This is a genomic window from Pseudoalteromonas sp. T1lg21 (genome assembly GCF_002964625.1).
Lineage (GTDB): Bacteria > Pseudomonadota > Gammaproteobacteria > Enterobacterales > Alteromonadaceae > Pseudoalteromonas > Pseudoalteromonas gelatinilytica.
Window position 1 is genome coordinate 11,758 of record NZ_PQBX01000039.1, and the last position, 14,850, is coordinate 26,607.

Annotated in this window: 7 protein-coding genes and 2 pseudogenes; 2 read left to right on the forward strand and 7 right to left on the reverse strand. The window is 38.0% G+C overall.

Annotated features, from left to right (window positions below; all coding sequences use genetic code 11):
* Nucleotide 1: 1 nt before the first annotated feature.
* Nucleotides 2-1,759, reverse strand: coding sequence for a gamma-glutamyltransferase (gene ggt / locus C2M25_RS07950; RefSeq protein ID WP_105180831.1), 1,758 nt, complete (start codon nt 1,757-1,759; stop codon nt 2-4).
* 85 nt (nt 1,760-1,844) lie between these two features.
* Here ggt and rrtA point away from each other — a divergent pair, with 85 nt between their 5' ends.
* The gene (gene rrtA / locus C2M25_RS07955; protein WP_105180832.1) at nt 1,845-2,429 is read left to right on the forward strand and encodes a rhombosortase; all 585 of its coding nucleotides are present in this window, start codon (nt 1,845-1,847) and stop codon (nt 2,427-2,429) included.
* Nucleotides 2,430-2,558: 129 nt separating this feature from the next.
* On the opposite strand, the gene C2M25_RS07960 is transcribed toward rrtA, so the two are convergent.
* The 4 genes from C2M25_RS07960 to C2M25_RS07980 form a co-directional block, all read right to left on the reverse strand.
* Nucleotides 2,559-3,032 carry a DUF6714 family protein gene (locus tag C2M25_RS07960; RefSeq protein ID WP_105180833.1) on the reverse strand — a complete coding sequence of 158 codons (474 nt, stop codon included), beginning with the start codon at nt 3,030-3,032 and terminating at the stop codon, nt 2,559-2,561.
* 16 nt (nt 3,033-3,048) lie between these two features.
* Nucleotides 3,049-3,633 (reverse strand): RHS repeat-associated core domain-containing protein, encoded by a 585-nt coding sequence (locus C2M25_RS21960; RefSeq protein WP_105180834.1) that lies wholly within the window; start codon nt 3,631-3,633, stop codon nt 3,049-3,051.
* 432 nt (nt 3,634-4,065) lie between these two features.
* Nucleotides 4,066-9,477, reverse strand: coding sequence for an RHS repeat-associated core domain-containing protein (locus C2M25_RS07975; RefSeq protein ID WP_158679694.1), 5,412 nt, complete (start codon nt 9,475-9,477; stop codon nt 4,066-4,068).
* Nucleotides 9,478-9,583: 106 nt separating this feature from the next.
* A complete protein-coding gene (locus tag C2M25_RS07980) occupies nt 9,584-9,781 on the reverse strand; it encodes a hypothetical protein (RefSeq protein WP_105180837.1) in 198 nt (65 codons plus the stop codon).
* Between the two features lie 51 nt (nt 9,782-9,832).
* Here C2M25_RS07980 and C2M25_RS07985 point away from each other — a divergent pair.
* Nucleotides 9,833-10,586: pseudogene (locus tag C2M25_RS07985) on the forward strand (VWA domain-containing protein); the annotation flags it as partial.
* 153 nt (nt 10,587-10,739) lie between these two features.
* Here C2M25_RS07985 and C2M25_RS22300 read toward each other — a convergent pair.
* Nucleotides 10,740-10,880, reverse strand: a pseudogene (locus C2M25_RS22300) (transposase DNA-binding-containing protein); the annotation flags it as partial.
* Between the two features lie 1,413 nt (nt 10,881-12,293).
* On the reverse strand, nt 12,294-14,786 hold the full coding sequence (locus tag C2M25_RS07995) for a prolyl oligopeptidase family serine peptidase (RefSeq protein ID WP_105180839.1): 2,493 nt from the start codon (nt 14,784-14,786) through the stop codon (nt 12,294-12,296).
* Nucleotides 14,787-14,850: the final 64 nt, after the last annotated feature.

The window sequence follows — 14,850 nt, forward strand, 5'->3', positions numbered from 1 at the left end:
TTTAGTGGCTTTTATCACTTAAAGCGATGCCTTCGCGGCGCGGATCGGCAGCACCGTAGAGTTTACCGTCTTTAACTTCAACAGCATGTAAACCAGAGTTTAAATCTAGGATACGAACTGTGTGTCCGCGGTTAACAAAATCAGCTTCTGCCTCAGCAAGTTCAGTGCCCTTTTCAAGGCTTGTATAATTATTACGATTAGTAATACGTGGCAAGTTAATAGCTGTTTGTGCATCAAGATTCCAATCAAGTACACCTACAACCACTTGTGCAACGTAATCAATAATACGGCTACCACCTGGTGAACCAACCACTAAGCGTAAGCTGCCGTCTTTGTTAAACACCATAACTGGCGACATTGAACTACGCGGGCGTTTACCTGCTTCAACACGATTAGCCAATGGCTTACCATCTTTGGTTGGCGATAAAGCAAAGTCTGTTAGTTGATTGTTCAAAATATACCCGTTCACCATTACGGTTGAGCCAAACGCCATTTCGATAGAGCTTGTCATAGACACCGCATTACCTTGGCTATCAACAATCGATACATGCGTTGTTGAAGGAAGCTCGTAAGCATCATCTTGTGCGTACGCAAGTGAGTTTGGTGGTGTGCCAGCTTCTGCGTGAGCATCTTTTTCAGAAATAAGCTTTGCACGACCTGCAAGGTAGTTTTTATCTAATAAACCTTGGGTTGGGATTGGCATAAAGTCAGGGTCGCCCATATACACGTTACGATCCGCAAATGCTAAACGCGATGCTTGTGTAAAGTAATGCAGCGCCTGTACTGAGTTTGGTTTAAGTTTAGCCATGTCTTTATGTTCAAGTAAGGCTAAAATCTGTAACACAGCTACACCACCACTACTTGGTGGTGCCATTGAGCACACTTCATACTGGCGATAATCAACGCACACAGGTGTGCGCTCTTTGCTTTTATAATTCGCTAAGTCATCAACCGTTAAAGTACCCGGTGCAACTGCTGAGTTTTGCACTGCATGCACAAGCTCTTTGGCGTTATCACCTTTATAGAAAGCATCAATGCCTTGTTTCGCAATATCTTTATAAAGCGCGGCAAGTTCAGGGTTCTTTTTCACCGTGCCAACAGCTAATGCTTTGCCATCTGGAAAGAAGTAATCACGAATAACAGGCAGCTTAGTAACCCCAGGGTTTAATTCTTTAACCAGTAATTGATGTAAACGCGGCGATACAACAAAGCCTTGCTCAGCTAATTCAATAGCAGGGCCAAACAAAGTTTGCCACTCTAACTTACCGTAACGCTTATGGGCAGTGGCAAAGGCATCTAAAATACCCGGTACACCAACAGAGCGACCACCTACTACAGCTTCAATCCATTTCACTGCTTTACCGTGTTTATCTAAAAACAATGTTTCGTCAGCATGGCTTGGTGCAGTTTCGCGGCCATCAAAGCTGGTTAGGCTTTTTGTTTTGTTGTCGAAGTACATCATAAATGTACCCCCACCGAGCCCCGACGATTGTGGCTCTACCAGTGTCAGTACTAATTGGGTTGCAATGGCAGCGTCAACCGCTGAGCCACCTAATTCAAGCATTTTTTGACCCGCTTTTACTGCATAAGGGTTTGCTGCAGCGACCATGTATTTATCGCCTTCAACAACCTGTTTATGAGCAAAGCCCGTTGCGGCTTCAGGTTCGCGGGTTTCAACTTTTGCAGGAGTCGCGAAAAGAGCGGTTGAATAAATTAATGAGGTGGATAGAGCTAATAGCGCTTTGGTTTTGAATAACATAAATAAACTTAATCCCGTAGTGTATTTGGCATCTTAAAATTAAACGTGCACAATAGGCGACAATCTCAGATACAACAAAAATAACATGATAAACCTGCCCCTGAAACTAGAATATATTCTGCCTCCTTTGTGTTTAGTACTACTTAGTTCCTTGTTTGCACTATTCAACTTAAATGAATATCTTGAATTTAACCGTGAGTTAGTTGCAAATGGTGAGTTTTGGCGTATTTTTACCAGTCAATTCGTACACGCTAATTGGCCTCATTTAGGCTTAAATTGTGCCGGAATTTTATTAATTTGGGCTCTGCACGCTGAGCATACAAGCCCACCTCGTTATGCGTTTAATATTGCCATTCTTGCATTATGGTGTGGATTAGGTGTGTGGTTATTTTGCCCAGATATCCATATTTACACCGGATTAAGTGCCCTACTGCATGGTGTTATTATTTGGGGAGCAGTAAAAGATGTACAAGCAGGCATGTTTTCAGGCTGGTTATTGTTTGCTGGTACTTGGGCTAAAGTGATTTGGGAGCAAATTGCCGGCCCGAGTGAATCGGTGAGTCAGTTAATCGCCTCTAATGTTGCCATTGACGCCCACTTTATCGGAGCAGTTGGTGGCACTCTACTCGCTTTGCCTGTCTTTATAAAAATAATAAGAGCTCGCGAGTAACCTTACTCGAGATTTAATTATCTGTTTATTATTCCTTGCCATTTAATCTGTTTCATAAAAAATTGGTTATGATTTATCTCCTATATCAGATATTACAAAGCCCCGGCTAACGAGGCTTTAAATTCAAAATCAACCCAATCGTTCCCAAACTAAATCAGCTATCTTAGCTTCTTTCTCTATGTCAAATTGAGACTCATGTAGAAAATACTTTATGAATGAACGGATAGTACTTTTTTGATTCAAAGATAACTTTACGAATTCAGACTCATACTCTGAGGCCCCTTGTACACTTAAGCTCAAAACAGAAAAAATGGAATCTGATAAAACATCAATCTCATCAAAATTAGATAAACAAAGAGACATGAAAGAAGGTAAATAATAAACGAAATATACTGGATTGAGTCGGTAGACTATTGCTGTCAAATCTACTTCACAACTTTTTATCACATCGATTCCAAAGTCTTCCCAAGATTTACCACTCAAAATTCTTATAACCTCTTTGTCTTCCCAATCTAAATTAGGCCTATCTATCAAAGGGCAACTGGGTTGCTTTGTACTGCCAAATGCATATGACAAACTATCTAATAGCGCTAATTTATTCATTGAACTAACTTCTCACTTATTTTTGTAAAGATTGACATTTAGCCATACTTTTCCAAGCATCAATAGCTTGGTTTCTATGATTTGCATCTCCTCCCATCAAACACTTTTTATTTATTGTGTCTCTCGCTATTGCACACCTCTGGTTGGCGACCTCCCGAAGGAATAAATCACCTCTAGACATGGATTGGGAACATCTTCTTGGTCGTTTGCATTCTTGGTTTACGTTTTGCTGTAGTTTTTGCTGTTCAGATGGGGAGCATTGACCGGGAGGTTCAATGTTATGTGCCGCAGGGCTAATTTTCAGACCCGCATTATCAACTTCACAACTTTCGTTATCCTCATTTCCAAACAAATCAGAAATCTGAATAACAGAATCGACAAAAGCCATATTTTCTTTTGTACCCGATAAAAATACCGGATGAGCAGCAGGAGTGGGACCAGGCCCAACAATTGGAATCGCTGTTAAGCCGTTAGGGTCATAATTATTTACAGGGTTATTTCCAACATATCCATAAGTATTAATCCCACCCGCTAAACCAATCGGATCTGACTGAATGTAGCGTCCCAATTCAGGATCGTAACCTCTGATATAGTTGTACACAAAATTGGTTTTGATCTATCGAGTTAGAACCTAGATAGTTATAACCTAGCTTCATCCTATTTCCATTTGTATAGTTCTAACCAAAAGCCTCGATTAAAGAGGCTTTAAATTAATAGCTAATTCCAATATTTATTAATAATCTTAGGTATAATTATAAACCACTGAAAATATCCACCGATAAAGCAACAGATACTAATAACAAACACTTCTAAACCAAAACTGCTTTGATAATCTATAGTTGGTAAAGCTGTAACTAGATACAATAAAAACGGACCTAATGGAAAACTTAAAATTCCAAGTAAAACTAGTATGAACACTCCTAACTCGTGAGTTTGGCTTACATATTGAACAGATTCTAAAACAGAAAGAATGACTAAAGTAAAACAGGTTATCCATACTAATTTCAATATCTGGATTTTTTTTATATTCATACTATTTCACCTGACATAATCTTAAACATTTATCCGCTAAACTATCACTGTACTCTTGACAATCGATACCATTTGGACCTATCGAATACCAAGGTCTCTCTGCTTTAAACTCAGAGTTAATGCAACTTTCGACACAACTATCATCTTTTCTAATTTCATCACATTGTTTTGAGTCATAAATGTCACCATCAGCTTCAGTTGTTGCGCGGCCTAAACTACCTTTACCAAAAGGCCAAGTGTTATCAAGAGCACTCCCACTTGAAGGCGTATTACTAGAGCAAACCTTATTTATACCTGAACCAACACAGATATACTGATGATAAATTTTTAAAGGTTTTATCTCAAAAGCCGAGCCATTCAAAGGGCGTGTACACATATATGTCGCTAAACCAAAAGGGTCGATGTAGTTAACAGGATTCCCTTCAACATACCCATACGTATTTATGCCACCCGCTAAACCAATCGGGTCAGACTGAATGTAGCGTCCTAATTCAGGATCGTAATCCCTAAAGTAGTTGTAATGTAAACCAGTTTCAGCATCGGCATATTGGCCTGGAAAGCGTAATGCCATTTCTACTGTTAGCTCATTTTTAGTCTCAATTAATTTACCAAAAGGTGTGTAGTAACCACTCCAAATAACTTCTGCAGCGCTATTCGTTATTGCAATGGGCGCATCTAGATGATTTGAATGTATAAAAAAAACTTCGTTTGCGACAACAAATGCGATACGTTGACTATTTAAGTAAATATACTCTACCAGAGTTTCACCATTGCCATCCAACTCCGCAATCAGCATACCTAACGAATCATATTGATAGTAACGTTCATGGCGATTATTTATTTCATCCAAAACAGTATAATAGCTATGAACAAAACTTAATTCAGCGTCATACCAGAAACTAAGCCAACTACCGTGGATACTGTTTAACACCCATACAGAGCCTTCTGGTGCTGTACCAACTGTATCAGAGTTACTAGTGTCACTTGCTCTAACATTAACATTACCTGTTCGTGTATTTGCAATTTTAAAACATTGTCCTGTAGATGCCTTTAAATATCCCGTTCCGTAGACCCAACGTTGCCTATTTTGATACCAAATTTGTCGCCAATTTCCTTGCTGCCCAGTTTCAACGTACTTTTGCCCTACCTGTAAATACCCAACTTTTGTACTGTATTTATCAGGCTCAGAACGAACATTCACATTTTTAATAACCTCAACTACTTTGCAGTTATCATTTTGATTTGACTCGGTTGATTGCCACTGTTTGTGAGTTCTTTGGCCTAAAAAGTTGTACTGATAGTTGTATTCAACAGTAGATGATTGGGTGTTAATTAAACGCCCAGCTTGGTTGTACTGATAGCTTCTAGTACCATCATTAAGTGTATTTCCTACACTATCGTATGATCTAGATACACCATTCACACTGTTTAACACGCCATCACTATAACTATAAGGAATCTCTGCCGAGTTAACTGCCTTGCTAGTACGATTACCAATATTGTCGTAGGAGTATCTTAAATCACCGTAACGGCCTTGTGAGTTTGTTAATCTATCAATCAAATCATACTCAAAGCTTTGCGATAGACTCGAATTCAAGAGATCATCAATTGACTGAATATTAAGGTAGTTATAACTGTATTCTTTATCATAAGTATCAGTAACTTTTTTATTGGTCAGCCGATAAGCTCTATCAAAACTTTGCTCAAGAACAAGGCCATTTCCGTATTCTAGATAATTTAAAGGGCCATAGGGTAAGTAATCAAGATTAGTTGCAATAACAGTGCTCATGCTATTTTTTTGAGCAGAAATACTAATTACATTGCCATTAGAGTCATGGCTGTAATTGACAACCATCCCACTCGGGTATGTTTGCTGTGATAAATTACCAACATTGTTAAAGTTATATTTAACGCTTTGTACAAACCCAGCACCAATAGGCATGAATTTTGTTTCTTTTATTTCACCATGGGGTGTATAAAAAAACTCTGTCACTCCTGTTGGTTCAGTAACTTTTGTTAATAGACCGATACCATTTCGACTTTCAGTAACATCATCATATTCAAAAGTGACATTTTCGCTTTCATCTGGGTACTTAATAGAAGTGATACGGTTTAAATTATCATAGTTGTATTGGACGAGTATGCCTCTAGCATCTTGCTTAGCAATAAGGTTACCAGCTTCATCATACTGAAATGTTGTTTCACCTGTATCAGGGCTAATTGTACGAGTAACATCTCCAAAACCGTTATATTCGTACATTGTTTCTCGACCAAGAGCATCTGTAACGGATATTAATTTGCCATTACTATAATTGTAGCTAGTTTCGTTTTCTGCTTGGTCTACACTTTTAATTTTTTCGTTGAGCTGATTATATACATCAATCAGTGAATTGATTGTAGGATCGATTGTCTCTATTAGGTTGTCATAGGCGTCATATTTATAATCTATAGAGTTACTTTCATCTAAAGTTACACGCGAGACCCTACCCACGGCATCATACAAATACCGAAGCGTATAAAGCAACTCGCCACTCTTATCTTCGTTTTTAATACTTAATAGATTATTTGCTGTATCGTATTCGTAGTCAATTTTGTTTTCATTATCATCTTTGATCGTGATGAGTCTATTTGCACTATCATATAGATAATAAACTGCTCCAAGGCCATTGTTTACTTCTATTAGGTTGCCAACAGCATCGTAGCTATAGGTATATGTTCGACCTTCTTGTGAGAACGTAGTTATTTTACCCATAATATCATAAGCGAACGAGCTAACTTTGCCATTTTCATCAACAAACTCAGTAACTCTACCTGCTGTATCGTATTGGTTGAAAATAATTTTATGGCCTAATGCATTTTCAATTTGTTTTAGGTTGCCATTCTCATAATACTGATAAGTAGTAATATCGTTCACATCACTCCTTGGTCCATCAACTAGTAGTAACATTCCCTTATCGTCATATTCAAATATGGTTGTTCGTACCTCGCTGCTTGTTTTTACACTCCGACTTAATAAAAGCCCTAAATCTGAGTATTGACTCTCAATGACAGTTCCATTTTCTAGGGTAATTTTTGTGGGTTCAACAATATTGTCATTTTCATATAAAAATGAGGTCGTTTTGGCCAAATCAGTACCATACAATTTGGTTATTGAAGCGCGCAAACCTCGGGTGTTATATGTGTAATGTGTTTTGATACTATTTTGGTCTACTTTCTCTATTACTCTGCCATAGCTATCATAACTATAATTTATAACACTATCGTTCCCTTCAGAGTCACAACTGCTACCTTCAATACTATTAATTTGATTTGGAATTTCACTATCAAACAGTAACACTCGCTGCTTGCCATTTGCATCTATTGAAATTGATTGATTGCTACTGTAGCTTACCGTTCCTGCATCAACCCCATCAGCGTGAGCCGAATAAACCGCTCTGCCATCTTGATCATATTTCCATGTTGCTGACCTAACACCGTTTTCATCTGTAATACCTGTTAGGTTAAAAGGAAAGGAATCGTTTTCGTAGTGGAATTCTTTAACAGTACCATTTGGATATGTTATGGACTTCAGATTGTTTAGAGCATCATACCCTAAGACATAGTTTTCAACTTCATTAGCTGTGATTGATACAAGTAAATCATTGTCGTAGGTGAGCTCTATTTTATTACCAATTAAATTTTCAATTACTGTTAGTTTTCTCTGTTCATTATAATTTAATTGATACCATTGTGAGTTTGAATAAAATACTTTTATTAAGTACCCATCTGAATCAAAATTGTAGCGCACATTTTCCAAAGAGGTATAAAGCCAACCTCCATTGTCAGCTTTAATTAATAGCTCACCTTTTTTTACGGCTTCAGTATATAGATCATCATTTTTACTAAACCGTGTAATAATATTACCTGGACTCCTAATGTATATATTATGTCCATCCACTTCATATAAACGGTAGTCAAATTGATTGGACCAAAAATAATTTCCTCTTTGATTTATTTGATCACTAACATTTTCGTATAGAATGCTTTTATATTGAGGACCTTTATAGCCATCGGGTTGTTTAATGATATTCCAACCTTTCTCACCATCATCAGCATTTACCTTGTAGCGCCTTCTAACTTCTTCATTTTTTGTTAAAACATCGTTAGCTGTTGAGTAATTCAATTTAAATTTTAAAGGCACAGTGCCATTTAAATCGATAACAGATACATCCTGCTCTTTTCCACTAGTTAATGCATCAATAGGATTTAAAACATTAACCAAACATTTATTAGGTTCTACTCTTTCAGATACGCACGATCCTGACATTGAGTCAAAACTTGAACCAACTGGGCATTTTACAATACAACCATCAGCATCGTCATAATAAAAAGGGTTATAGCATTCAGAATCTTCATCCTCACTATTTAGTAGTGTTATTATTTTACTTTCTCTTGAATATACTCTCCCCCCCCTTTCTAAAGAAACGATTAGATTTAACTTTACCTCTTCGCCATTAAAAGAAACTAAAGGTGACGAAGTCAAGCTTATACTCGTCAGGTCTTGCTCCCCTAAATATAAGTCTAACGTGGCAAGTGACGAGAAATCAGTCTGTTCATTATAATGTGGTAACTTTGCTGAAAAAATAGGGGAAGTAAGTTTGGTTGAATTTTCGATTTCAAGTTTTATTAAAAAATCACTTTGCACAAATTGATCTAATTTAATATTTATATCAAGAGTTTCATTTTGTTCAAATGTATTTCGCCCTGTAATCGATAATTGAGGGGCAGGCTCATCATCATTAATAATAAACTCTATTTCAGGGATATTGATTGATAACTTCAAGTTTGGAGGGTAAATTTCTGGATAAAGTTGAGTTGTTTTTAAAATAAATTTCTTTTGTTCTCCTGTAAAATAGGAGTTATCAGGGTAAAACACTTTAAATTCATTAGTACTACTGGTATCTTTTGCAGTCCATGTCCCCGCATCAACATATGAAAAGTTATACGCTACAACCCTAAGCCCACTGTCTGGACCCTCCGTTCTAGTTTCAAAGAATATGATGTTTTCACAGGCGTCTGGCCACCTTTGTAATGTGGAATCAATTGCATAAATATAATAGTCACTTCCTTCATTTAGAATTACTTGTGATGTTCCTGTATAGCTAATATCTATCTGGCGATTTTGACACCACTCTGCAATAACACCTTCATAGTCACCATCCTGATATAGTTCACAACCGCCATTAGCTATAGGAATGGTAGATAGCTCTTCAATATCAGCCCAATGGTCACAGACTTCTTGAGCACTCCCCCCAGATACCCAGCCAAAAGGGTCATCATATAATCCATAGCCAAGATAGTCTGTTGCAATTACATGATAAGATGTAAAAACAAATATTAGGAATATCAGCTTACGTAAGATCAATATTTTCATTATCATACCATCCTTAGTACCTTATTATCCTTAGTACCTTATTATCCTTAGTACCTTATTATCCTTAGTACCTTATTATCCTTAGTACCTTATTATCCTTAGTACCTTAGTACCTTATTATCCTTAGTACCTTATTATCCTTATTATCCTTATCATCCTTATCATCCTTATTATCCTTATCATCCTTATTATCCTTATTATCCTTATTATCCTTATTATCCTTATTATCCTTATTATCCTTATTATCCTTATTATCCTTATTATCCTTATTATCCTTATTATCCTCATACAAATTATATGACACACATCCCGCGCTAGGTCAACTTATAAATTTAAAAAACACCATTATAATACAGCCATGGGCGGCCTTGATAAACTGATGGATACTCTCAAGCAGCGCCTTGAAGAGCAGCAAAAGCACCATGCTGGAGGCAATAAGTGGATAGGTACCGGTGGCACTTCGCCATTTGGTGCCTATGGTTACAACCCTAAAGGTGTGCGCATTGACCAACACGGTAACCGACATCGCCGTGCGGTAAAAGTGTGATAAGCGCAGCTACCGAAACCTTGATAGCGACCGTGAAATTGGCTCGCGCATTATTAAACTCGCCCTAAATAACTTCGTAAATTTGCCCGTACTGGCGCCAGCGACAGTCTCGATTTAACCGTAACCATCCGCGCAACACAAAGCAAAGTGGCATGCTCGATGTAAAAATGGCACCAGAGCGACGCAATGCAATAAAAGTATTGATGTTGTTTGATATCTGCGGTTCAATAGATGATTACATTCATACCTGCGAAGAGCTTTTTAGCGCCGCCAACAGCGAGTTTAAACATCTCGAGTTTTTCTATTTTCATAACTGTTTGTATGAGCATGTTTGGCAAGATAACGAGCATCATGACTCTAACGTCATTGATACCATGACCTTGATTAAAAAGTTTACCAGTGACTACAAGGTGATCTTTGTTTGCGATGCCACCATGGGACCTTACGAAATCTTCTCCCCCGTGGCAGCGTTGAGCATTGTAATGAAGAACCCGGCAGCGCTTGACCCATCGCACAACCCGTTAAACACTGGCACTATAATTAATCAATTGATTTTATAAAGTAGTTAATGGACAACCGCATGTCCCCACTCACACTAGATCGGATTAGTAACTCAATTAGTTTACGTAATACTTACCATTAATAAATTTTTTAAACTTTTACTCATTAGGTTGGTCTTTTTTCGGTTTAAAAGCTGACTACTTTGAACAGGAGTTTATATAACATAATCATCTTCAATATCAGCGGGTAATAAAGTGGATGATTGCACGAAAGATTGTCTCAACTTATTAGAGAGGTTAGAGGCTAACACAATCAATCGCTTTACTCTGCGAATATCACCTAACTTTGCTCGAGAAAATGTTTCTGATACCTATTGCTCTGATCTTGTAGAAACTCAGTAACTGACCTTGAAGTTATATCAAAACAGATCAGATCGAAATTAATCTGCTAAGTTCAAAAAATCCCCCGATTTTCATCGAGGGGTTTGTGTATGAAAGACAGCGACTAGCTAGGCTTTACATGCAAAATTAATGAAGCTTCAAACCTTACCCAGTAACCATTAAGTGCTTGATAGGATTCCTTTCAACTTACCCATACGTATTAATCCCACCCGCTAAACCAATCGGATCTGACTGAATGTAGCGTCCCAATTCAGGAACACAATCCCTAAATTAGTTGTACACTAAATTGGTTTAGATCTATCAAGTTAGAACTTAGATAGTTATTGACTAGCTTCATCCTATTTCAATTTGTATAGTTCTAACCAAAAGCCTCGGTTTGTGAGGCTTTAAATTAATAGCTAATTCCAATATTTATTAATAATCTTAGGTAAAATTATAAACCACTGAAAATATCCACCGATAAAGCAACAGATACTAATAACAAACACTTCTAAACCAAAGCTGCTTTGATAATCTATAGTTGGTAAAGCTGTAACTAGATACAATAAAAACGGACCTAATGGAAAACTTAAAAGTCCCAGTAAAACTAGTATGAACACACCTAACTCGTGAGTTTGGCTGACATCTTGAACAGATTCTAAAACAGAAAGAATGACTAAAGTAAAACAGGTTATCCATACTAGTTTCAATATCTGGATTTTTTTAGATTCATACTATTACACCTGACATAATCTTAAACATTTATTAGCTAAACTATCATCTTTTCTAATTTCATCACATTTTTTTGGGTCATGGTTCTCAGCTTCCGTTGTTACGCAACATAAACTACCTTTACCAAAAGACTAAGTGTTATCAAGAGCTCTTGTAGGCGTATTACTTGAACAAAGCTAATTTTTACATAAACCAATATGGATTTACTAAAGGTAAAGTTTTATTGGCATATCAATCACTAAACTTATTCCATTCAAAGGGCGCGTGCACTTTTATGTTGTCATACTAATGGTCGCTGTACCTCATTTTGCTATCAAATTAACATAACTAGCTGTTTCATAATATTGCTAGGTCTATGAACAGTATTACTAAGGGTTACAAGTAATTGAATTGCTCACTTAGAACGGGCCTCAATGCAAGCCAACGATAATGAATATCTTGTGAGCAATCAGAAGCGATATTCGAAGAACGACACAAAGCAGCCTAATTTAGTGAGTGGTGGATTTCGGGGTTTTATTAGCGAGAAACATAAAGATATTATTTATGGCAAAACAAGTTAAATACTTATATCTAATGGTAAATATCAATTGCTCTTCAAAAAAAGCAGCCTTGAATATCAAGGCTGCTTATAAGTCAGTTCTAAATTGTTCTAAAAGTTAAAGCGTTTCTTTAAATAGCTTATGAATACGGCGATATTCATCTAACCAGCTTGATGGTTGTACAAAGCCATGTGGCTCAACTGGGAAGATAGCTGTTTCAAAGTTTTCTTTTTCAAGTTCAATTAAGCGCTGTACTAAGCGAACTGAATCTTGGAAGAATACGTTGTCATCAACCATAGGCGCGTTAATTAATAAACGGCTCTTAAGACCTTCAGCAAAGTAAATTGGTGAGCTCTTTTCATAGGCAATCGGGTCAACATCTGGGTGATTTAAGATGTTCGACGTATAAGGGCCATTGTAGTGAGCCCAATCAGTTACCGGACGAAGTGCAGCACCTGCTTTGAATAAATCAGGTTGTGTGAATAGCGCCATAAACGTCATGAAACCACCGTAAGAGCCACCATAGGTGCCTACAGCTTGGGTATCAACGTTTGCGTTGTCTGCCATCCAGCTTACGCCGTCTGCTAAATCTTGGATTTCAGGTGTACCCATTTGACGATAAATGGCTGTACGCCAATCACGGCCGTAACCTTTTGATGCACGGTAGTCCATGTCCATTACTACGTAGCCTTCTGAAGCCAGTAGTGAGTGGAACATAAACTCGCGGAAGTAACCAGACCAACCCATGTGTGAGTTTTGTAGGTAACCAGCACCGTGGTTAAAGATAACCGCTTTACGGTTTTTACCTGTTTCGCCTTCTTTATAATCAGCTGGGTAATATACTTTTGCGTAAATTGGCTGATCAGTGTGGCTTGAAGGCACAGCAACAATCTTAGGTGCGATCAGTTTCTTCGCTAAGAACTCTTCAGATACTGTATGCGTTAACTGAGTTGCTTGGGTATTTGCTTTTGCATCAGCAACATAAAGCTCAGGCGGCGACATAATTTTTGAGTGAGTTAGCAATAGTTTGCTTTCATCTGGGCTTAACTGGTAATCAGTCATACCATCAAGGTTGGTTACTTGCTCAGATTCACCGTTTGCAGGGTTTACACGATAGATTTCGTAAAGACCTGGGTGCTCAACGTTCGCTTTGTAGTAAATCGCTGAGTTATCAGCTGTTAACGTTAAGTTAGAAACAACAAATTGGCCTTTAGTTAGCTGCGTTGCTTTACCATTAAGTGGCTTTTTATAAATGTGGCTGTAACCAGACTCTTCAGATAAGTAGTAAAGCGTGTCTGAGTTGTTCAACCAACCAAAATCGTTGTATGCATAGTTAACCCATGCATCGTCGTGTAAACGGTGCTGTGAAACAAGTTTATTGTTTTGTGTATCAACAGTGGCTAACCAACGGTCTTTGTTGTCCCATGCTTCAAGCATAAGTGCCACTTTTGAACCATCAGTGTTCCATTGGATTGCACTTTGGTCCCAACCCCAATCCATCATCAAGTTAATGGCACGTGGTGATTTTTCAGACTTGTAAGTTTTACCATCACGAGCGTAGTTTTCTTTCTTAACAGCTGCAAGTACGTCTTCATCAAAACCTGGTAAGGTATCGAATGCAAGGGTTGTTTGCTCGCCTGATTTAAGGTCAATGTAAACAACGTCTGAGCTGATTGGTTTTTCATCAGCAACACGACGGCGTACTTTTTCTGCTTTTACGCGCGCGTCATCAGCAATGTAATTAGGCATGATATCGCCTTCATCACGCCATGAACGGCTTTCTGTGGTTACTGCAACAAGTGCTTGGCCATTTGGTGAAAGCTGTACATCGGCTAAACGCTTACCTTTACCTAAATAAAATTGTGCATTAGCAATGCTGTCGTTTTGCTCGTTGATTTGTGCTTTACGCTCTTCACGATCTTTTTTGTTTTTGTGAGTCAGCGCAATGTAATCAATTAGTTTGTGCTGCTCTTTTGCGATGTAAGTGTCTGGCTCTTGTACACCTTTAGGTGCATCGTCTAGGTGTAAGTTAACTAATTCAACTTGACGACCCGTTGCTAAATCAACTTTATAAAATGCATTACCTTGGCGATATGCAAGGCTACCATCAGTTAAAAACTGTGGTTTTGATTGCTGTGCACTATCGTGAGTGATTTGTGTAATTTGACCAGTGCTTAAGTTTTTAACGAAGATATTACCTTCAAATGCATAAGCCTGTTGTTTTTTATCTGCTGAGTAAACGGCATTTTTAGCGCCTACAGTGTGTAGTTTGTTTAACGCTAATTGTGATGTAGATTGGCTATTTACCGCTTGAACGTATAAATCGCGTAACTCATTGCCTTGTTGCTTTTGTGCATAAACGATGCTGTTAGAATCACCGTTCCAGAAAGCACGCTCAGGCTGACGGCCTAACCAATCAGGGTGAGCCATAGCTTGCTCTAACGTGATTTCAGCTGAACCTGTATCAGCAGGAGTAACAACAACTGGGGCTACATTAGTAACTTGTTCTTCAGAAGGCGTTGAGGCGGTTGATTGACAACCTGCTAGCATGAAGCTAGATGCGACTGCGAGAGCCACTAACGTTTTATTAGCAGTGGTTTTGAATTTCATAGTGCTTCTTACGGGTTATTATAATTCGCCCTATTTAAGCAGAAGCACTGATGAAATAGCAATT